Source organism: Yoonia sediminilitoris, from assembly GCF_003058085.1.
GTDB classification, from domain to species: domain Bacteria; phylum Pseudomonadota; class Alphaproteobacteria; order Rhodobacterales; family Rhodobacteraceae; genus Yoonia; species Yoonia sediminilitoris.
Map to the genome: position 1 here is coordinate 1 of NZ_QBUD01000001.1, position 20,352 is coordinate 20,352.

The following is a 20,352-nucleotide window of genomic DNA, read 5'->3' on the forward strand; positions in this document are numbered from 1 at the left end:
GAAGACGGCCTGCGCTTCGCGATCCGCGAAGGCGGCCGGACTGTGGGTGCAGGTGTCGTCTCGAAAATCGTCGAATAATCGACGATTAGCGAACGACACCGGTGGGACGCGACAGGTGATTAGACCAATCACCGAAAGTGTCCCGCAACAACGATCCTCTAGGTGCCCCTCACAACCGGGGCACCACAGACACCCAACCGTAAGATGGATCCCGATCCATCCCCCCAAAGCCGCAGCAACCGCTGCGGCTTTTGCCGTAAAACAGTGTCGCGACAATTCCCAAGCGATGCTCTGTCAGGTACACCGTACATATGTCTGATCTTTTCGGCGCACCGCCACAGCAGCAAACCGATCCTGCAAGCCAGTCCCGCGACCGGCCGCTGGCTGACCGGCTGCGGCCAACGGGTCTGGACGAGGTGATCGGCCAGGATCATATTCTGGCGCCCGATGCTCCGTTGGGTGCGATGTTGGCCGCTAACGCCTTGTCATCGCTGATCTTTTGGGGGCCACCGGGGGTGGGCAAGACCACGATAGCGCGCTTGCTGGCTGATGCGTCAGATCGTGAGTTTGTCCAGATCAGCGCGATCTTCTCCGGCGTGGCCGAGTTGCGCAAAGTATTCGAGGCCGCAAAGACCCGCGCACGCATCGGGCAGGGCACGCTGTTGTTCGTGGACGAAATCCACCGTTTCAACAAAGCCCAGCAGGACGGGTTTCTGCCGCATATGGAGGATGGCACCATCGTTCTGGTTGGGGCCACGACGGAAAATCCTTCGTTTGAGCTGAATTCAGCGCTGCTATCGCGGTCTCAGGTCCTTGTCCTGCGGCGGCTCGAGAATGATGCATTGGCGGAACTGATGGCCCGGGCAGAGCAAATGCTCGACCGGCAATTGCCACTTGCCGCAGATGCGCGCGCGGCCCTGTTAGAGATGGCCGATGGGGACGGGCGGGCCCTGTTGAACCTGATCGAACAGGCCACGACGATCAAATCCGACACGCCACTGGGCGCCAAGGAACTGGCGACCAGACTGCAACGCCGTGCGGCACAATATGACAAGTCCGGCGATGGTCATTATAACCTGATCTCTGCGCTGCATAAATCCGTGCGCGGGTCCGACCCCGATGCGGCGATGTACTGGCTGGCGCGGATGCTGACCGCAGGCGAGGACCCCCGTTTTCTGGCGCGCCGGATCACCCGAATGGCTGTCGAGGACATCGGCCTTGCCGACCCGCAGGCCACGCGCTTGTGTCTGGATGCCTGGGCGACCTATGAAAGATTGGGTTCTCCAGAAGGTGAACTGGCATTGGGGCAGGCGGTGATCTACCTTGCGCTCGCACCGAAATCCAATGCCGCCTACAGGGCCTTCAAGGATGCAATGCGGGTGGCGAAACAGACCGGGTCCAAATCGCCGCCGAAACATATTCTGAACGCGCCGACGTCACTGATGAAAGATCAGGGCTATGGCGACGGATTTGCCTATGACCATGACGCCGAGGATGGATTTTCCGGCCAGCATTACTTTCCCGATGATATGGAACGCATGCCCTTCTATGACCCACCTGAACGGGGGTATGAACGCGAAATGAAAAAGCGCGTGGATTACTTTGCGCGCCTTCGGGACAAACGAAAGACGAACTGAGGCATGTATGGCTTACTGTTCGACGTAGATCATGCAGCTCCAAGGGTTCCTTGACACTGCCGACGTTTAATTAAACCATCCTGCCATGGATAAATTCGATCCCGAGTATTTCGGCAACTCCGATCAACAACGCCTTCAGATGCGCGCTGACAGTCTTTGGAAACTGTTGCGGGACAACCCGGATTATGCTTGCCATGGTCGCGTTGTGGGGCTGGCAAATCTTTCCGAACATAACCTCGAACAGCAAATTGCGCTCGCACGTTTGCAAGGGGTCGCGCCAGTCGACGGGATGCCGCAGGAGCATCTTGCCGCGCGCCGCGCCGGATTGGAGGATGTCGGCTTGGTAACGGATGTCTACGACCACTGGGAAGGTTCGGCAGCGACGTTTGAAGCCGCCGATGAAATTCTTGCCAAACGTGGGTTGCCCGCTGACCTTGAAGTCTGTGCGGTAGCTGCGGACACGTCTATACAAGATTTGAAAAATCTCGATAGTCTCACGCAGAGCTGCGATGTCCTGCTTCCCATGGGGTCATTCCTGCGGGGTTTCGAACTGCCGAGCGTATTCCTTTATGCGAAAGACCCTGATGGGCGTGTCGTCGGGGCTGCGGCGGCCGTCGCACAGTTCCACGACGCCCATCCAAAGAAAGGGATGGTTTGGTGGGGAATGCTTTCGACACATGCAACGCGGCGTGGCGAAGGTATCGCCCTGACATTGGGTGCGATGGTCTTGCACGATGTTCGAGAAGAGCTGGGGTTTTCCGAATGTTTCACCGGAATTCGTGCGGGCAACCTGCCTTCCGAGGCGCTTTGTTCGAAGCTCGCCTTATCACGAACGAACACTGTGGATTTGCTTGCGATTGATCCGGATGCGTTTGGTGCGGGCCGAATGACCAAGTGATCTGTGCTTGTCCGCTTGGTCCCGCTCAGCCACATATTTCAAGAGCGATATGGGCCGTTACTGTCCCCGTGCCAAAGGAAGGTCGCGCCCGAACCCGGGCCGAGGTCCGTCTAAGACTGCGCGGCATGGTATGCGGCCCTAGGAATTGACATCCATGCATTGAACCGCCACAGGACGGGCATGATTTCACCTTTGATCTCTGTCGCACTTGGGGGCGCTTTGGGTGCTGTGGGCCGGTTTCTTGTCGGTGTCTCGCTGCCGTTCCCGTATGGAACATTGGCGATCAATGTGCTGGGGTCATTTGTGATCGGGCTTGTCTGGGTGATCCTGACGGCGCGGGGCTTGCAGCATTGGCTGCCTTTCGTCATGACGGGCATTTTGGGCGGGTTCACAACCTTTTCTGCATTCTCTCTGGATACGCTGCGTCTGGTTGAGGCAGGTCGCTTGACAGCAGCGGGGACATATGTGCTTGCCTCTGTGCTGCTTTCTCTTGCGGCGTGCGGGGCAGGGCTGTGGTTGGCAAAGGAAATGACAACATGAGTGGCGTACAAACACGGGTCGTTGGACCTGATGACGGCGATCAACGGGTGGACCGCTATATGCGTCGGCTGTTCCCGCATCTGACCCAGGGCCGCATTGAAAAGATGTGCCGCAAGGGCGAATTGCGCGTCGATGGCGGCCGCGTGAAGTCTAATTCACGCCTCGAAGTGGGCCAAAAGGTCCGCATCCCGCCTCTTCCGACCGAGGAAGAGGCAGATGCGCTGCGGTCACTGGCCAAGCATGGTGTGACCAAGGCAGATGCCAAGCTGATCCAGTCCTGTGTCATCTATAAAGACGACCATATCATTGCGATCAACAAACCTGCAGGTCTGGCCACGCAAGGCGGATCAAAGACAACCCGTCACGTTGATGGCATGTCAGAGGCACTGACGTTCGGCTATGATGAAAAGCCCCGTCTTGTACACCGTCTGGACAAGGATACTTCCGGTGTCCTGTTGCTGGCCCGCACCCGGATGATGGCAAAGCAACTGACTGAAAACCTCAAGCATCGTGAGACCCGCAAGATTTATTGGGCCGCCGTTGCCGGTGTTCCGCATCCGCGCGCGGGCACAATCAAATATGGGCTGGTCAAGGCCCCCGGTCATGGTCGCGGCGGCGAGAATGAAAAGATGCGCTGCGTGCATCCCCGCGATATCGACAGCACCGAAGGGGCCAAGCGTGCGACCAGCGATTATGCGGTCATGGATACGCTCGCCAGCCGCGCGTCATGGTGTGCGCTGGTCCCGATTACAGGCCGCACCCACCAATTGCGCGCACATATGGCGGAAATCGGTCATCCGATTATTGGTGACGGCAAATATGGCGGGTCAGGTCAGGAAAACCTTGGCGATGGCTGGGGCGCGGGCATGGGCAGCGAAATCGGGCGCAAGCTACATCTGCATGCGCGCAGCCTGACGATCGAGCATCCGGTGACAGGTGCCACCCTGCATCTGACGGCCCCCTTGCCAGAGCATATGCAAAACACGTGGGACTTTGTGGGCTGGGTCGTCGGCCACGCCCCTGTTGATCCGTTCAATATGCCCGATGAGTGATTTACGCCTTGTGATATTCGACGTCGACGGAACACTCGTTGACAGTCAGGCTGAAATCGTTGCTGCCATGACCTCTGCGTTTGCAGGCGAGGGGCTTGATTTGCCCGACCGGCAACGCCTGCTTTCCATCGTGGGCCTTTCACTGGACGAAGCGTTTATCCAGCTTTGCCCCGACAGTGATGCAGCGCGGCGTGCCCGATTGGTTGCGGGATACAAGAACAGTTACATGGACCTGCGCGACAGCCAGCGCAAATTCGGGCCGATGTTTCCGGGTGCGATGGATGTGCTGCAATCGCTGGCCGCACAGGAAGAGACCTTTCTGGCCGTCGCGACGGGCAAATCCCGGCGTGGGCTTGATAAGTTGCTGGAATATTACGAATTGACCGGTTTCTTTCACAGTGAACAGGTGTCCGATCACCACCCGTCAAAGCCGAATCCGTCGATGATCCTCACCGCGTTGAATGACACGGGGGTGGATGCCGCACGGACGGTGATGATTGGGGACACGACATTTGACATGGACATGGGCCGTGCTGCCGGCGTGCGCACGATTGGCGTCAGTTGGGGGTATCATCCTGCCGACAGCCTGCGGCCCGACGTCCTGATAGAGGATTTCGCGGCCCTTCCGGAGGCCGTTGACCAACTGACAGGCAACTAGAATGAGCGATTGGCAACCCAAGAGATTTTGGAAACAGACGACAGCAACGCCCACTGACGGCGGCTATACAGTCCTGCTGGATGGGCGGCACGTCAAAACGCCCGGCAAGGCGCCGCTGACAATGCCGACCATGGCCATGGCCGAGGCCGTCGCGATGGAGTGGGACGCACAACAGGACAAGGTTGATCCGCGCACAATGCCGGTTACGCGCAGCGCGAACTCTGCCATCGACAAGGTCAGCACGCAGCGCGATGAGGTCATCGCGCATTTGGCTGAATATGCGGACAGTGACCTTCTTTGCTACCGTGCCAGCGAACCGCAAGGTCTGGTCGCCCGCCAAAACGCGGGCTGGGACCCGGTGCTGGACTGGGCCGCGACACAGTTGAATGCCCGTTTGGCCGTTGGCGTCGGGGTGATGTACCAGCCGCAGAACGCAGATGATCTTTCCCGTTTGCAGGCGGAAATCAAGGACCTTGATGCGTTCGCCCTGACCGCTGCACATGATTTAATCAGCTTGTCCGGCTCGTTCGTGCTGGCGGTTGCGGTTGTCCGCGAGCATCTCAATCCAGAGGTCGCGTGGGAATTGTCGCGGATTGACGAACAATGGCAGCTTGAACAGTGGGGCAATGACGAGGAAGCAGAATCCAACGCTAGGTTGAAGCAGGATGACTTTCTGCATGCAGCCCGATTCTATGGGCTCTCACAGCAAGTTTGAAAGCGCGCGGTGCTTGAACTACTTCGATAAAACTGCCCGATTTTTAGGCATTACTTATCAGTTTTAGAATCCTAGCACTTGACCTCAGGCCGAGAAACCGCACACTCTGGATCACCGAGACAGGGGACTGATCTCATCCACATGAACTGCCAATTCAGGCAGCATAATAACTGACGGCCCCCATGTTGGGGGCTGGAACTCAGGAAGAGGTAAAAATGAATAAAACCGTATTTTTCGGCGCCGTGGCTGTCGCTGGCCTTGCTGCCAGCATGGGCTCAGCTGCAACGCTTGATGATATCAAGGAGCGCGGCTCGCTGAACTGCGGCGTGACAACTGGTCTGGTTGGTTTTGCGTCACCCGACGCAAACGGCGTTTGGACTGGCTTTGACGTTGGTGTATGCCGCGCTGTTGCCGCCGCCATCTTTGGCGACCCGACTGCTGTCGAGTTTGTACCAACCACCGGTAAGACCCGCTTCACTTCACTGGCGTCCGGCGAGATCGACCTGCTGGCACGGAACACAACATGGACATTCAGCCGTGACGTTGACCTGAAGTTCGATTTCGTTGGCGTGAACTACTATGACGGCCAGGGCTTCATGGTTCCAAAGGAGCTGGGCGTCAGCTCGGCCAAGGATCTGGACGGCGCGACTGTCTGTATCCAGACAGGTACGACAACAGAGCTGAACCTTGCTGATTTCTTCCGCACCAACAACATCTCTTACGAGCCGGTGCCGATTGAAACCAACGCGGAAGCGCAGCAGCAGTATCTCGCAGGTGCATGCGACGTCTACACAACTGACGCATCGGGCCTTGCCGCGACACGCGCATCGTTTGAAAACCCGGCCGATCATGTTCTGTTGCCTGAAATCATCTCCAAAGAGCCGCTTGGCCCACTTGTTCGCCACGGCGACAACGACTTTGGTGATATCGCACGCTGGACATTGAACGCGCTGATCACAGCCGAAGAGCTGGGTGTGACATCTGCCAACGTCGAAGAGCTGGGCGCAGCAGCAGGCAACAACCCTGAAATCAACCGTCTGCTGGGCACCGAAGGTGAACTGGGCGCGATGCTGGGGCTGGAAGCCGACTGGGCCAAGAACGCTATTGCGGCTGGCGGCAACTACGGTGAGCTGTTCGAAAAGAACATTGGTGAGAACACACCAATCGGCCTTGCGCGTGGTCTGAACGCTCAGTGGACCGACGGTGGTCTGATCTACTCTCCACCGTTCCGCTAGGGTCGGCTGACAAGAACAAAAGGCGCAGAGAAATCTGCGCCTTTTCACTTAAACGACAAACGGCACGCGCAGGTCGAAACAATTGACCGCACAAAATGATGCCGGAACCACGGGGAAACATAATGACATCGATTACCGACCCGCCACAGGGGTCATTCCGCCCGTCTATGCTTATCAATGACACGCGGTATCGATCTTACACATTTCAGGCGATTGCATTTATCGTTCTAGCTGCCTCGATTGGATATCTTCTTGATAATCTGTTCGAAAATCTGGCGGCGCAGGGGCTTGAGATCAGCTTTGGTTTTCTGGCCGCTCCGGCAGGCTATGATATCAACCAGACACTGATCGAATATACCAGCCAATCAAGTAACTTGCGCGCTGCTGTTGTTGGTATTCTCAACACCCTTCTGGTGGCCGTTCTGGCTTGTGTAACCGCGACGGTTTTCGGTGTGCTGGCCGGTGTGCTGCGCCTGTCAAACAACTGGCTGGTCGCCAAACTGATGGCGATCTATGTCGAGATTTTTCGAAATATCCCCGTACTGATCTGGATCCTGATCATCTACGGAATCATGACGATCGTTCTAGCCGCACCCCGGGATTTCCGCGGCGATGACCCTGCGGCGTCCATGTTTCTAGGCCTTGCGGCCTTTACAAACCGGGGTGTCTATATTCCGCTCCCGCAATTCACACGTGGCTTTGGCGCTGCTGAACTTGGCGCCATTTGGGATTGGCTTCTCGTCATTGCGCTGCTGATCGGATCACTGATTGCGACCCGTTTTGTCACAGCGCGCGCAACCCGGATTCAGGAAGCGACGGGTATACGCCCCAAGACACTGATGACAAATCTGGCGATCTGGTTTGCGCCGCTCATCCTGACCTTTCTGATCCTCGGTCTTACTTTCGAGATTCCTGCCTTGCGCGGGTTCAACTTTGCAGGGGGCATCAAGATCGGTGCGCCGCTGATCGCAATCTGGTTTGCGCTCTCGATCTATACCGGGGCCTTCATCGCTGAAAATGTCCGCGCCGGTATTCAGGCCGTATCCAAAGGCCAGACAGAGGCGGCCGCCGCGTTGGGCATCCGCCCCGGCCGGATCATGAGCCTTGTGATCCTGCCACAGGCCTTGCGGGTCATTATTCCACCGCTGATTTCCAACTACCTTAACATCACCAAGAACTCGTCGCTGGCGATTTTGGTGGGTTATGCCGATGTCACGGCTACGCTTGGCGGGATCACACTGAACCAGACCGGTCGCGCAATCGAATGTGTGTTGCTGTTGATGCTGTTCTATCTGCTGATCTCGTTGCTCATTTCTGCGGTGATCAATGTCTACAACAACGCAATCAAGCTGAAGGAGCGCTAAGCGATGACCAATAATCATGACCGCTCCATCGCCTTTGTCCGCACCGAAGACGTGCCGGCAGCCCCGCCGCCGCCCAATGCGGCCGGGCCCACAAAATGGCTCAAGGACAATCTGTTTGCCACGATCCCTAACAGCATCCTGACAATCGTTGCTCTTCTGGTCATCTATCTGATCCTGCAGGGCACGCTGCCATGGCTGCTGAACGGGGTTTGGGTGTCGCCCAGCCTGTCGGTTTGCCGCGATATTCTAGACGGGGCGACGGGAGCCTGTTTTGCGGTGCTGACGGAACGCTGGAACCAGCTTTTGTTCGGTTTCCAGTATCCTGCCGATCTGTACTGGCGGCCGGGACTGGCGTTCATCCTGTTGTTCTTTGCAGCGGCGCCTGTCCTGTTCTTTGATCTGCCGCGCAAGCTGTTGATCTTCACGGCACTCTATCCTTTCATCGCCTTCTATCTGATCTGGGGTGGCTCGATCCTGACACCGATTGTGGCACTTGTGGGCGTCGTCGCTGGCGCGGCAGTGTACCAGAGATACGTCAAGGGCAGCTTTGCATTGGGCTTTTTCGCAGGCATCGTTGCGGCGCTGATTGTGTGGAACCTGGGCGGCCTGATCATCCCCGATGAGGAAATCACCGAAGGGGCGATGCGCTCGGTTGCAAGTCGTGATTTGGGTGGTTTCATGCTAAACATGATGCTGGGTGTGACCTGTGTGTCGCTGTCGGTACCGCTTGGGATCGCGCTTGCACTCGGGCGTCAGTCCAGCATGCCGCTGATCAAATACATCTGCGTGATCTTCATTGAGTTCATTCGCGGCGTGCCTTTGATCACCCTGCTGTTCGTGGCCAGCGTCATGCTGTCATACTTCTTTCCGCCCGAAGCGACGGTCGATCTGTTCCTGCGTGTTGTGATCATGATCACGATGTTCTCAGCGGCCTACATCGCCGAGGTCATCAGGGGCGGTCTGGCGGCGTTGCCAAAGGGCCAGTATGAGGCAGGCGACAGTCTGGGGCTGGATTACGCGCAGTCCATGCGGCTGATCATCCTGCCGCAGGCGCTGAAGATTTCCATCCCCGGCATCGTGAATGTGGCCGTTGGCCTGTTCAAGGATACAACGCTGGTTTCCGTCATTTCGATGTTCGATCTGGTCGGCATGATCCGCGGGCCAATTCTGGCATCAACTGACTGGCAGGGGATTTACTGGGAACTCTTCGGGTTTGCAGCACTGCTATTCTTCGTCGTCTGCTACGGCATCTCACAATACTCACAATGGTTGGAGCGCAGGCTCGCAACCGACCATCGCTAGGAGGAGGCTTTTATCATGGCCGAAGCAACACAAATGAAAGTCTCGGACGAGCTTGCGATCACGATCGAGAATATGAACAAGTGGTACGGCACGTTCCACGTTCTGCGCGACATCGATCTGACCGTCTATCGGGGTGAACGCATTGTCATCTGCGGCCCGTCCGGGTCTGGCAAATCGACGCTGATCCGCTGCATCAACGCGCTGGAAGAACACCAGCAGGGCAAGATCGTAGTGGATGGGACGGTGCTGTCGTCTGATCTGAAAAACATCGACAAGATCCGGTCAGAGGTTGGCATGTGTTTCCAGCACTTCAACCTTTTCCCGCATCTGACGATTCTGGAAAACTGCACGCTGGCTCCGATCTGGGTGCGCAAGACACCCAAGAAGGAAGCCGAAGAAACGGCGATGCATTTCCTTGAAAAGGTGAAAATTCCTGATCAGGCAAACAAGTATCCGGGCCAATTGTCAGGTGGGCAGCAGCAGCGTGTGGCCATCGCCCGCTCGCTTTGCATGAAGCCGCGTATCATGCTGTTTGACGAACCCACATCGGCGCTTGACCCTGAGATGATCAAGGAAGTGCTAGATACGATGATCGAACTGGCCGAGGAAGGCATGACCATGCTGTGTGTGACCCACGAGATGGGCTTTGCACGGCAGGTGGCCAACCGCGTGATCTTTATGGATCAAGGCCAGATTGTTGAACAGAACGAGCCAGAGGAATTCTTCCTCAACCCGCAGTCAGAGCGGACGCAACTGTTCCTGAGCCAGATTCTGGGTCACTAGAACACCGCAGCGCCGGGCATTCGTCCGGCGCTGACACGCGCTCATCCATCCTTTTTGGTCCCTTCTCTTGCGACGGATAGGCTTGATGAGTTCATCATGAAGGGCCCAGGAACGCAGCCGCGAGGGTCGTGTTGCGACTATGGGAAAGCGTGCTGACGGTCGGTGCGACGGCGGTTTCGACGGATCGTCTGGCCTCTTCCATTACGGAAAATGCAGCAGTTTCATCAGTTGAAACCTTATTTGTGCTTGTTAGACACCTGCCCGATGTCTGTTCAAAAGCGGTCTCGCCAAGCAACCAAGCCAGCCAGAGTAATCGCAACAAGGCCTGCCGCCAATGGAAGCGCCGACGCGACGATGACAACCTCTTGATGCGCGGCCGCAGGTGTGGCTGCGACGAGAACCATAAAAAATATTCCGGTCTTCATTTGCCTATTGCCCCTGCGGCCTGGTGGCTTTTCATGAAGCTGCGCAAATCCTCGACGTGTTTTGTCCGCAAAGACACATAGATCAGTCCCATATTAGTCCGCTCTGTCACCATCGGTCCCGGATAGGGCAGATAGCTGAGTTCGCGTGATCCGAAGGATGGCGACGCTGTACCTACTTGCCATTCGGTAGTCAGCGTGACGTCCACCAGCTTCATTGTCGGTCCGCCTTCGGGGTCGGCCATTTCCAAAGGCACGCCGGCGATGCGCAGATAGGACATTTTGTCTTTGGCATCGATGAACCCTTCGATGAATTGTGTTGTCAAAACCTTCAGTTCTTCGGCGCGGTCCGCATCTGGCATGTGGCTGTGCAAGTGCTCGCCGTCATGCGCGTGGTTGTGCCCGATGTGACCGATATGGCCGTTCACGATATCATGTGGCATTGGACCACCTCTTTCCTTCGAATTCGCCGTGCGGAATGGTGACCGGTTTGTCCATATGCCGCTTATGTGCGCCCAATTTACCGGATGATACAAGCGAACCAAGGACATCAACGATAACCCGTGTGCCCATCAAGGCCGTGATTTCAGACTGATCATAGGGCGGAGCGACTTCCACCAACTCCATGCTGCAAATCCCCTCGGCGGCAACTTTGCTGACGAGAGCCAATGCTTCGCGCGGCAGGAAACCGCCCGGCTCTGGCCAACCGGTGCCGGGGACAAAGCCACAATCGATGCTGTCGATATCAAATGACAGGTAAACCATATCGACCCCGTCCCACGCCATCTCGAGTGCCATCTCGACGGTCTTGTCGATCCCCATCTTTTCCATATCGCCCATGGTGATGATGTTGGTTTCGCGTTCGCGCGCGACCTTCACGGCCTCGCGCGGGACCTGCCAGCCACCGATGCCGATTTGCACAAGGTTCTTTGCCGGTACGTTGGGCATATTGGTAGCATGGAACCAGGGTGTCGTATGCATGCGTTCATCAAGGTCTTTTTCCTGAATATCCGCATGGCGATCAAAGTGGATGATCCCGATCTTCTTGGAAGTGCATTCCGCGATCCCCCGCACACAGGGAAAACCGATGGAATGGTCTCCACCAATCATGATCGGCAATGATCCCGATGACGACACATGGCTGACACCGCGTGTTATCTGGTCAAAGGTCTTTTCGATATTCGCGGGAATTGTAAAAACATCGCCCGCGTCACACAGCGTCATCTGTTCGCGTAGATCTACGCCCGTTTCATAGTTGTAGGGCGTGTAAAGCGCCGAGATCTTGCGCAATCCCTGCGGACCGAACCGTGTGCCCGCACGATACGTCGTGCCACCGTCAAACGGGATACCCAGAACAGTGGCGTCATAATCGCCGACCTCGGTCGCGTCTTCCGCATAGGGTGCCTTGAGGAAGGTATTGATGCCCGCGTAGTGTGGCAGCTCGCCGCGCGCAAAAGTCGGAATAGACTTATCCTCGATGCTGTCAGCACCGGTCAGCCCCATGCGCAGCGCCCATTTCTTTTCTTCATCCCAGCCGGTTTCAGGCAGCCCTTCTTCGGCCTGCATGGCTTTCCAGCCTCGCAGCTTCGTCAGGTCGGGGTGGTGATAGCGGCGGCTATCACCGATCTGATCGCGCGGATGATGTGAGCGCGTCCGATCAATGGGCCTGCAAAACATGTGTCTTCTCCTCAAGTGCTTGGAATGGGATGCCGCCATCGCGGGCATCAAAGTCGAAAGTAATCGTCGCGCCATAGGCGTTCGGGTCGTGAGGGTCCCAGCGCGGTTTGTCGAAAACCAAGACGCGGTCGCCAAGTTTGAAGGCCTCATGCAGATCATGGGTGACCATAAAGACCGTCATCAGGGTCTCGGCCCGCAACTCGGTCAGGAACTCATGCATGGAAAGCCGCGTGCCCGGGTCAAGCGCGCCAAAGGGTTCATCAAGCAACAAAACCCGTGGGCGCGCCGCCAAGGCCTGCCCGATGGCCAACCTTTGCTGCATGCCGCCTGATAACGTCGCTGGATATTGATCGGCCACATGGTCCAAACCGCAGCGTGCCAGCGTTTCATCAGCGCGCGCCATGGCCGCCTTTCGTTCAGCCCCAAAGAACCGCCCCCACGGGCGGCGGAAGCTTCCGCCAGCCACGATATTGTCGCGCACTGTCAGATGAGGGAATACCGAATAGCGTTGAAACACGACGCCACGATCAAGCCCGGGTTCGGTGGCGGGGGCTGCGCCTGCAATGCTGACGCTGCCAAACGTGGGGGTCTCTTGTGCCAGCAGCAACCGCAGAAAAGTGGACTTGCCACAGCCCGACGCACCAACAATCGAGATAAATTCGCCTTCTTCTATCTCGACATTGACGCGCTCTATGATTGGGCGCCTGCCGTAGGTTTGGAATACGTTCTTGACGGTGACAAAGCTCATAGTCCCTCCTGCACCCAATGGAAGAAACGCCGCGATATCCAGCGCAGCCCCCAGTCAATCAAGAATGCCAAGATCGTGATCCAGATGACGTAGGTAAAAATGACATCCATTGCGAGGTAACGGCGCACCAGGAAAATACGATAGCCAAGGCCCCCGTCAGATGCGATCGCCTCGGCTGCGATCAAAAAGAGCCATGCAGGTCCAAGGGACAGGCGCACCGACTGGATCAATCGCGGCATGACTTGCGGTAATGCCACCCGGATGGCGATGACCCAGCTCGAAGCGCCCAGAGTCTGGGCTTTGACCAGCAGTTCTTCCGGTATCTCGATCACGCGTTGGCTCAGATCACGGATCAGGAATGGCAATGTGCCAACGACGATCAAGACGACTTTGGATAACTCGCCCAGTCCAAAGACAATAAAAAGTATCGGCAACAATGCCAGTGGCGGGATCATGGACAAGACCGCCACGAATTGCGCCAGAAAGCTTCGCACGAGTGGAAATAGCCCGATCAGCAGACCAAATAACAACCCGACGGACGCCGAGATTCCGATGCCAAGGCCAAGCCGTTGCAGGCTGGCCCAGGTGTCGTGCCAAAACAGGATACGCCCGGTGCGCCTGTCACCTTCGCTGACCAGACGTACCATCGTGTCCCATATCTTGTCAGGTGCGGGTAGCAGCTTGTCCTGCGGGTTCGCTGACAGCCGGATGTCAGAGCCGATTGCATAGGTCAAAAAGACGAATAAGAAGGGCAGCAACATCAAGAACACCGCGAAAGGACGTCCAGGCTTTATGTTGATCAGGCGCATATGAAGCGCCCGCCGCAAGTTGCATCGCAGCGGGCATATTCCTTAGAGATCACCATCGGCCGCCATTTGCATGTAGGTCGTGTCAAACCGGAAGGTCACGTTCAATTGCTCAAAGTGGAATGACCGCGTGGGTGGCAACATGAAGCGCTGGTCAAACCTGCACAGTAGCCTCCCGGGATTTTGCCCCGCCGTGTACCGAACCACCTGAGGGCAGACGGCGATAACTCTTGGACCTGACCCCAGCACGTGGGCGGAACCCTAGTTATCCTGCACTCTAACCTAACGATGAGACCCAGTCGTCGCTCAACTGTGACGTTCACCAATTCCCTTACTCACCTTGAACCTGCCTATTTTTCGGGCGAAATATTCAGACGTGCCTCTCCAGAAGGTCCAATAAGAACTGGTCAAGGCGATATTCATATGCACGAGGGCGTTCATTACACTTAAGGCAACGGCAGCTTTTTCCCGCAGTGTGTGAATTCGACCCGGTTCTGATTTCGCGCCGTTTGCGCGTGATTGTCAGCAGGCCGGCGCGCTTCAGGATGGCGAGATGGCCAGACGACGTTTATGGCTTTGCCACCAATCGCTCTGCTATCGTCAGCGCTGGAACGCCGTTGGCGCGGATTTCACCAATAGCCGAAATGCGGCCAATCGTGTCGGATGGGCCACGGCGGCAAGGGTCTTGATGGCGGTTTCCTCTTTCATGCTTCGTCAATGCCCGGCCCTGATGATTTTGGCTGGCGTTCATGGTGACGAATATGAAGGCCAGATCTCGGTGGCAAACCCTGCGCGTACACTTGGTGCGCCCGATATCCGCGGGCGAGTGATCCTGCCTTTGGCAGATTATGCGGTCAATCTGCTCAATGCGTGGGTGTTTAACGGCGTCGGGGTGACCCGGCCCCGCACTCCCGTCGCACCAGCAGATCGGGCTATCCGGCGCATGCCCCCAGGAACCGCGTGAAGTCGCATCGCCCGCAAAACCCGCGCCGCTCACATCAGCACGCAACACTCGCCAAAAGCGCAATACCGCGAGAACGTTTTTGTCCGAGGGTCCAAAGCTGACACGGCAATAGATACTCTTTAAGCTGACAGGTAAACGATCTTTACAGGAGATTCTTCATGGGACCAATCGAAGAAAAACTGAGTGAGCTTGGGTTCAACTTACCCGCACCAACAAGGGTTCCCAATGGTCTGCATTTGCCGTTCTCCTTTGTGAACCTGCGCGGCAACCGCCTTATTTTTTCAGGTCACCCCAAGAATTCAATGGATGGTGGCATTGCCGGCCCTTTTGGCGTTGTGGGAAGCGACTTCACAACCGATGAGGCCTATAACGAAGCGCAGCAGGTTGCACTTTCTGTCCTCGCAAATATCAAGGCCGAGATTGGCGACCTATCCAGAATTACTGGCTGGTCACGGGTATTCGGAATGGTGACATCCGCTCCGGGCTATACAGAGCAGCACCTTGTGCTCAATGGGTTTAGTGATCTGATAATAGGTATATTCGGAAGGGACGTTGGTCGCCACGCGCGGTCGGCGATTGGCGTGAGCGCGCTGCCGCTTGGGTTTGCGATGGAAATCGAAGGTGAAGTGGAAATCGAATAGATTATACAGCAGCAGCGCACGTTCATTCCGTGCGCGCAGCACCGGTGTTTCGCAACATGATCGAAATCCCGGAAGATAGATGGAAAAATGCGCACCACCGACAGCGTTTCGCGAAATACCTGATCCACAGCTTTTCGGGAAGCGCCTTAGTCGCAGCGGCAGGAGGCGACTTGCTCCATTTCCTTTTAGCCGATGGCGAAAATGATTTTGATGGTCGCCGGGGCTCCTTCAGTGGAGGATCACGTGCACGTACGACGCGCCGCGCCGACTGGCGCAGCGGTTTTTATATTGATTTACCGCCGCCCGCAGGACCTTAGCTGGGTGTCGTACAGCACAGCGCGGGTTTCAACTTCTCCGGCGATGCGGACTAGCCAGCTTTTGGATTTCCATGTGCCTCTTTTGAACCCCGTACGCCCGTCATGATAGGCCAGATACTGGTTGCGGGTGTCATAGATCGGCACGCCGGTCTCTGCCACGGTCTGTTCCATGTACCAGCCCATGAAGTCGGTCGCTGCATAGATATCATCACGGCGGGCGCGGCGCCCGCCTTTGGCCTGCTGGTATTCTTTCCATGTCCCGTCAAGCGCCTGCGAATAGCCAAATGCCGACGACTGCCGCCCGACCGGGATCACACCCAATGCATACCGGTGCGGTGTCCGGTTGTCGGAAATGAATTTGCTTTCCTGATAGATGATCGCCATCAGGGAAGGCACCGGCACACCGTAGCGGCGTTCAACCGTTTTGAAGGCGCGAAGATATTCGGGGCGCTGCGACACGATACTACAGGCGTTATCAAGGTCCCGCGGGGCGCTGCCATAGCCTGACCCACCACCACAGCTGCCCAAAACCAGCATCAATATCATCGCGCGAAGGAAACTGCTCATTTGCCGCTCGCTTTTATATGTTTTTTTCAAACTATAGCGAAGGAATTTGCGCCTGTGAACGATAAAGACGTCCCGGCTACATCACGAAGGCAAGAATAACCGGAATTGCCACAATCGACAGCAGGGTCGAGGCCACGACCAACCCGGCTACCGGGCGGGCATCGCTGCCGTATTTTTCGGCCAGCAGATAAGAGGTCACAGCCACCGGCGTGGTCACCTGCAGGATCAGGACGGCGCTCGCCACCTTATCCAGATCGAACCACATCGCCGTACCCCAGCCGATTGCAAAACAGATCGCCAATTTGATCACGGACAATACAAACGCCTGACCCAATGCTTTGGTCTCCAGCCGCGCTACGGCGACCCCCAACGTTATCAGCATGATCGGAATCGCGATCTGCCCGATCAGATCCAGCGTATTCGTCAGGAAAACTGGCGTCTGCCAGCCCTGCCACAGAAAGATGCCACCAAGCACCGTTGCTCCGACCAGTGGTTCCTGCACCACGCGGCGCAGCGACCCGCCGCCTGACACGATCCAGATGCCAATCGTGAAGGAAAGATTGCCATCACAGCAAAGACGACCACGGCCAACCCAAGCCCTTCCTGTCCAAAGGCGAACAGCGCCAGCGGCAGACCTAAGTTACCTGTATTGCCAAAGGCGAGCGGGGCGACAAAGGTTGCCACATCCAGCCGCATCAGACGCACGACGGCAAAGCTGGCGATCATGATGACTGCGTAAGCGGCTAGGGCCGCAAAGGACAGAGTTGCCAAAGCAGTCGGCTCCACCTTGGATTGCATCAGGGCCACAAACACCAAACACGGCACCGACAAGGTCATTGCCAGCCGCGTCACAAACTGGACCCGATACTCGAACCCGAGCTTGACCCAGACAAAGCCGATGGCTGCGAGAATGAAAACAGGTGCGGTGATATTCAAAACTGTCAGTGCAATGTTCACAAACTGTTTCCCAAAAATTTAGCCGATATGGTGGACTTTTCACCGTTTCACCGCTTATATCGATTTCGGGGTATTGTGAATTATGTTTAAGACGCGCGCGAAATATCATTTGGGCCAAGTGGTCCGTCACCGCAAACATCCGTTTCGCGGCGTGGTATTTGATGTGGATGCGATCTTTTCTAATACCGATGCATGGTACAACGCCATCCCCGAAGACAGCCGGCCCAAAAAGGACCAGCCGTTCTATCACCTGCTGGCCGAGAATGACCAAAGTTTTTATGTGGCTTATGTATCCGAACAGAACCTTGTCGCGGATTATTCTGGTGAGCCTGTCGATCACCCCGATGTTGACGACCTGTTTGGCCCGTTCGAGGATGGCCAGTATCCGCTTCAGGTGCAACTGAACTAAGCCCGTTCAATACGGCCCCCATTAACTCCGGTTTTTTGCCTTGCTGGCCGTAAGCTTGCCGCGAAAGCGTGCAAATGCGTGCGGGGGCTGGTCTTTGTCCGTGTGAATGTTACATCTCCGCTCAAGTCTGAAAGGAATGTAGAATGCTCGTCACCGTCTCCCCCGCAAAATCCCTTGATATGGCCCCTGTGGACATTGCGCCGACCCAGCCTGCCTTTCAAAAAGAAGCGATCAGCCTTGCGAAAACCGCCAAGAACCTGACGCTGAAAGATCTCAAGGCCCTGATGAGTATTTCTGACGATCTGGCCCGGTTGAACCGCGACAGGTTTGCGGCCTTCCAGCCAGAGCCGACCTCGGATGTGGTGAAACCTGCCGCGCTGGCCTTCAATGGTGACACCTATCAGGGGCTGGAGGCAAAAACCCTGACCGAAGATGACCTGATGTGGGCGCAGGATCACTTGTGCATTCTGTCGGGCCTTTACGGTGTCTTGCGTCCACTGGACGCGATCCAGCCATATCGTCTGGAAATGGGCAGCCGACTGAAAACGCGGCGGGGCAAGTCGCTCTATGACTACTGGGGCGACACCATCGCCAAGGCCCTGAACGCGCAAGCCGCGGCGCAGGGTGCAGATACGCTGATCAATTGCGCCAGTCAGGAATATTTCGGTGCCGCCGACCGCAAGGCCCTGAAACTGCGGGTCATTACGCCTGTGTTCATGGAGATCAAAGACGACAAACCGCGCATCGTCAGCTTTTTCGCAAAGCGCGCACGCGGGGCAATGGCGCGCTTTGTCGTTGAGAACAGGTTAACTGACCCTGAAGGAATCAAGGATTTCGTCACGGGTGGTTACGCCTATGACGCGGACCTGTCAGAGGGCAACAATTGGGTGTTCCTGCGGGACTATCCCGCCGCTGCATGAATCTGGTCTGGCGCGCGGCGGGATGACGGCTTCTTTTTGGACCTAGATTCGTTCAATCGCCATAGCGATACCTTGTCCGCCGCCGATGCACATGGTGATCAATGCGCGTTTTCCGCTGGTACGTTCCAACTCGTACATGGCTTTGATCGTGATGATGGCCCCCGTCGCACCGACCGGATGGCCCAACGCGATGGCCCCACCGTTGGGATTGACCTTGGCCGGGTCAAATCCAAGCTCTTTTGACACTGCAAGCGCCTGTGCTGCAAAAGCTTCGTTGGATTCGATCACATCAAAATCGCCAACCGAAAGCCCGGTTTTGGCCAGCAGGTTCTGCACCGCAGGGATGGGGCCGATCCCCATGACCTCTGGCCGCACACCGGCGTGGGCGTAGCCGAGGATGCGGAATTTGGGCGTCAGGCCTGCTTTCTCAGCGGCATCCGCGGTGGCAAGCACGATGGCGGCCGCGCCGTCGTTCAGGCCAGAGGCGTTGCCAGCCGTGACGGTTCCGTCCTTCTGAAAGACCGGGCGCAGGCCTGCAAGGGCCTCTGCTGTTGTCGCTTTGGCATGTTCGTCAGTGACGAAATCCACCATCTCGCGTTTTCGTTTGACCTTGACCGGGGTGATCTGGCTGTCAAAATGCCCGGCCGCCATCGCCGCAGCCGCGCGCTGCTGGCTTTGCAGGGCGAAAGCGTCCTGCTCTGCGCGGCTGATCCCAAATTCACCCGACACGTTTTCAGCAGTCACCCCCATATGGCCAGTTCCGAATGGGCAATTCAGGGTGCCCAGCATCATGTCCTGCGTGACGATATCGCCCATTTTGGCGCCCCACCGTTGATCGGCAATGATGAAGGGAGACCGGCTCATACATTCAGCACCGCCCGCCAGTCCAAAGTCGGCATCGCCCAGCATCAGCGACTGGGCCACGGACACGATGGCCTGAACCCCCGACCCGCAAAGCCGGTTGACGTTCATCGCGGGCACACTGTCAGGCACACCGGCCTGCATCGCGGCGACACGGCTCAGGTACATGTCCTTTGGTTCGGTATTGATCACCTGCCCAAAGGCCACATGGCCAATCTTATCACCCGCGACCTGTGCACGTTCCAGCGCCGCTTTGGCCGCTGTCGTGCCCAGTTCAATCGGGCTGGTTCCGGCCAGCGACCCGCCAAATGTGCCGATTGCGGTCCGTGCGCCGCCAAGAATTACGATATCTGTCAATGTGGCCTCCCTTGCTGTTTGCGCAACTGTATCCTGTCTGCTCGGGGTGAACAGCAAAACGTGAGGTCATATGAAAACGGACGTTCGTTTCTGGCCTGTTTTGATGTATGCTAATGTATGCTATCCGGGGCGCTATGATCAAAGCACTTGACCATATTCAACTGGCGCTCCCTGCGGGTTCAGAGGATGACTTGCGAGCCTTTTATTGCGATGCTCTGGGCATGGTTGAGATACCCAAACCTGCGCCATTGCGCGGCAGGGGCGGATTTTGGGCCAATGCGGGGGAATTGCAGGTGCATTTCGGAGTGGACCTCGATTTTCACCCGGCAACAAAGGCCCATTTGGCGTTTGCAGTCGCGGATATTGACGCTTTGGCCCGCGATCTGGCGGACAAGGGCTATCCGGTGACGTGGGATACGGCACTGCCTGATGTGCGCCGCTTCTTCTGCAACGATCCCGTGGGCAACCGGATGGAGTTCATAGCCGCGCCAGTCTGACCCGTTTTCGACGGTGTAAATTGTC

The 20,352-nt window shown here is 56.9% G+C and carries 23 protein-coding genes, 1 pseudogene and 1 riboswitch; of the genes and pseudogenes, 17 read left to right on the forward strand and 7 right to left on the reverse strand.

Going from position 1 to position 20,352, the window contains the following annotated elements:
• The 11 genes from C8N45_RS00005 to C8N45_RS00060 form a co-directional block, all read left to right on the forward strand.
• The coding region (locus C8N45_RS00005; protein ID WP_211095447.1) for an EF-Tu C-terminal domain-related protein at positions 1-78 on the forward strand (78 nt) is incomplete at its 5' end.
• Positions 79-311: 233 nt separating this feature from the next.
• Entirely contained in the window at positions 312-1,637 is a 1,326-nt protein-coding gene (locus C8N45_RS00010) for a replication-associated recombination protein A (protein WP_108384094.1), read from the forward strand.
• Between the two features lie 85 nt (positions 1,638-1,722).
• On the forward strand, positions 1,723-2,535 hold the full coding sequence (locus C8N45_RS00020; RefSeq protein ID WP_133175910.1) for a GNAT family N-acetyltransferase: 813 nt from the start codon (positions 1,723-1,725) through the stop codon (positions 2,533-2,535).
• 180 nt (positions 2,536-2,715) lie between these two features.
• Entirely contained in the window at positions 2,716-3,075 is a 360-nt protein-coding gene (locus tag C8N45_RS00025) for a fluoride efflux transporter FluC (protein WP_108384099.1), read from the forward strand.
• Complete coding sequence (locus C8N45_RS00030; RefSeq protein ID WP_108384100.1) at positions 3,072-4,127, forward strand: RluA family pseudouridine synthase; 1,056 nt, start codon at positions 3,072-3,074, stop codon at positions 4,125-4,127. Before C8N45_RS00025 ends, C8N45_RS00030 begins: the two co-directional genes overlap by 4 nt.
• Positions 4,120-4,785 carry an HAD-IA family hydrolase gene (locus C8N45_RS00035; protein WP_108384102.1) on the forward strand — a complete coding sequence of 222 codons (666 nt, stop codon included), beginning with the start codon at positions 4,120-4,122 and terminating at the stop codon, positions 4,783-4,785. Before C8N45_RS00030 ends, C8N45_RS00035 begins: the two co-directional genes overlap by 8 nt.
• A gap of 1 nt (position 4,786) precedes the next feature.
• Complete coding sequence (locus C8N45_RS00040; protein WP_108384104.1) at positions 4,787-5,500, forward strand: ATP12 family chaperone protein; 714 nt, start codon at positions 4,787-4,789, stop codon at positions 5,498-5,500.
• 215 nt (positions 5,501-5,715) lie between these two features.
• Positions 5,716-6,735 (forward strand): amino acid ABC transporter substrate-binding protein, encoded by a 1,020-nt coding sequence (locus C8N45_RS00045; protein WP_108384105.1) that lies wholly within the window; start codon positions 5,716-5,718, stop codon positions 6,733-6,735.
• A gap of 122 nt (positions 6,736-6,857) precedes the next feature.
• Positions 6,858-8,099: an amino acid ABC transporter permease gene (locus C8N45_RS00050; RefSeq protein ID WP_108384107.1), complete on the forward strand. Its 1,242-nt coding sequence runs from the start codon at positions 6,858-6,860 to the stop codon at positions 8,097-8,099.
• 3 nt (positions 8,100-8,102) lie between these two features.
• Entirely contained in the window at positions 8,103-9,401 is a 1,299-nt protein-coding gene (locus C8N45_RS00055; RefSeq protein ID WP_108384109.1) for an amino acid ABC transporter permease, read from the forward strand.
• Positions 9,402-9,416: 15 nt separating this feature from the next.
• On the forward strand, positions 9,417-10,184 hold the full coding sequence (locus tag C8N45_RS00060; protein ID WP_108384110.1) for an amino acid ABC transporter ATP-binding protein: 768 nt from the start codon (positions 9,417-9,419) through the stop codon (positions 10,182-10,184).
• A gap of 421 nt (positions 10,185-10,605) precedes the next feature.
• On the opposite strand, the gene C8N45_RS00065 is transcribed toward C8N45_RS00060, so the two are convergent.
• Genes C8N45_RS00065 through C8N45_RS00080 form a run of 4 tightly spaced genes read right to left on the reverse strand, consistent with a single transcriptional unit; the run spans position 10,606 to position 13,792 of the window.
• On the reverse strand, positions 10,606-11,049 hold the full coding sequence (locus tag C8N45_RS00065) for a hypothetical protein (RefSeq protein ID WP_108384112.1): 444 nt from the start codon (positions 11,047-11,049) through the stop codon (positions 10,606-10,608).
• On the reverse strand, positions 11,039-12,283 hold the full coding sequence (locus C8N45_RS00070) for an agmatinase family protein (RefSeq protein ID WP_108384114.1): 1,245 nt from the start codon (positions 12,281-12,283) through the stop codon (positions 11,039-11,041). The genes C8N45_RS00065 and C8N45_RS00070 overlap by 11 nt, the downstream gene beginning before the upstream one ends.
• The gene (locus tag C8N45_RS00075; RefSeq protein ID WP_108384116.1) at positions 12,264-13,031 is read right to left on the reverse strand and encodes an ATP-binding cassette domain-containing protein; all 768 of its coding nucleotides are present in this window, start codon (positions 13,029-13,031) and stop codon (positions 12,264-12,266) included. The genes C8N45_RS00070 and C8N45_RS00075 overlap by 20 nt, the downstream gene beginning before the upstream one ends.
• Entirely contained in the window at positions 13,028-13,792 is a 765-nt protein-coding gene (locus tag C8N45_RS00080; RefSeq protein WP_309498317.1) for an ABC transporter permease, read from the reverse strand. Before C8N45_RS00080 ends, C8N45_RS00075 begins: the two co-directional genes overlap by 4 nt.
• Positions 13,793-14,007: 215 nt before the next feature.
• Positions 14,008-14,113, reverse strand: a riboswitch (guanidine-I (ykkC/yxkD leader).
• A gap of 277 nt (positions 14,114-14,390) precedes the next feature.
• Here C8N45_RS00080 and C8N45_RS00090 point away from each other — a divergent pair.
• The 3 genes from C8N45_RS00090 (at position 14,391) to C8N45_RS22950 (ending at position 15,759) form a co-directional block, all read left to right on the forward strand.
• Positions 14,391-14,801, forward strand: a complete 411-nt coding sequence (locus tag C8N45_RS00090; protein ID WP_245882502.1) for a M14 family metallopeptidase — start codon at positions 14,391-14,393, stop codon at positions 14,799-14,801.
• 158 nt (positions 14,802-14,959) lie between these two features.
• On the forward strand, positions 14,960-15,442 hold the full coding sequence (locus tag C8N45_RS00095; protein ID WP_108384123.1) for a RidA family protein: 483 nt from the start codon (positions 14,960-14,962) through the stop codon (positions 15,440-15,442).
• Positions 15,443-15,498: 56 nt separating this feature from the next.
• Positions 15,499-15,759 carry a hypothetical protein gene (locus tag C8N45_RS22950; RefSeq protein ID WP_133175911.1) on the forward strand — a complete coding sequence of 87 codons (261 nt, stop codon included), beginning with the start codon at positions 15,499-15,501 and terminating at the stop codon, positions 15,757-15,759.
• Here C8N45_RS22950 and C8N45_RS00100 read toward each other — a convergent pair.
• Both C8N45_RS00100 and C8N45_RS00105 read right to left on the reverse strand, forming a co-directional pair.
• Positions 15,736-16,326, reverse strand: coding sequence for a transglycosylase SLT domain-containing protein (locus C8N45_RS00100; protein ID WP_108384125.1), 591 nt, complete (start codon positions 16,324-16,326; stop codon positions 15,736-15,738). The two genes, C8N45_RS22950 and C8N45_RS00100, sit on opposite strands and share 24 nt — an antisense overlap.
• 76 nt (positions 16,327-16,402) lie before the next feature.
• Positions 16,403-17,283: pseudogene (locus C8N45_RS00105) on the reverse strand (AEC family transporter).
• Positions 17,284-17,365: 82 nt separating this feature from the next.
• Here C8N45_RS00105 and hspQ point away from each other — a divergent pair.
• Together hspQ and yaaA are read left to right on the forward strand one after the other, a co-directional pair.
• Complete coding sequence (gene hspQ / locus C8N45_RS00110; protein WP_108384127.1) at positions 17,366-17,692, forward strand: heat shock protein HspQ; 327 nt, start codon at positions 17,366-17,368, stop codon at positions 17,690-17,692.
• 143 nt (positions 17,693-17,835) lie between these two features.
• On the forward strand, positions 17,836-18,612 hold the full coding sequence (gene yaaA, locus C8N45_RS00115) for a peroxide stress protein YaaA (protein ID WP_108384128.1): 777 nt from the start codon (positions 17,836-17,838) through the stop codon (positions 18,610-18,612).
• Positions 18,613-18,654: 42 nt separating this feature from the next.
• Here yaaA and C8N45_RS00120 read toward each other — a convergent pair whose 3' ends face one another.
• Positions 18,655-19,830, reverse strand: coding sequence for an acetyl-CoA C-acyltransferase family protein (locus C8N45_RS00120; protein WP_108385056.1), 1,176 nt, complete (start codon positions 19,828-19,830; stop codon positions 18,655-18,657).
• A gap of 134 nt (positions 19,831-19,964) precedes the next feature.
• Here C8N45_RS00120 and C8N45_RS00125 point away from each other — a divergent pair, with 134 nt between their 5' ends.
• Positions 19,965-20,327, forward strand: coding sequence for a VOC family protein (locus tag C8N45_RS00125; protein ID WP_108384130.1), 363 nt, complete (start codon positions 19,965-19,967; stop codon positions 20,325-20,327).
• Positions 20,328-20,352 lie beyond the last annotated feature (25 nt).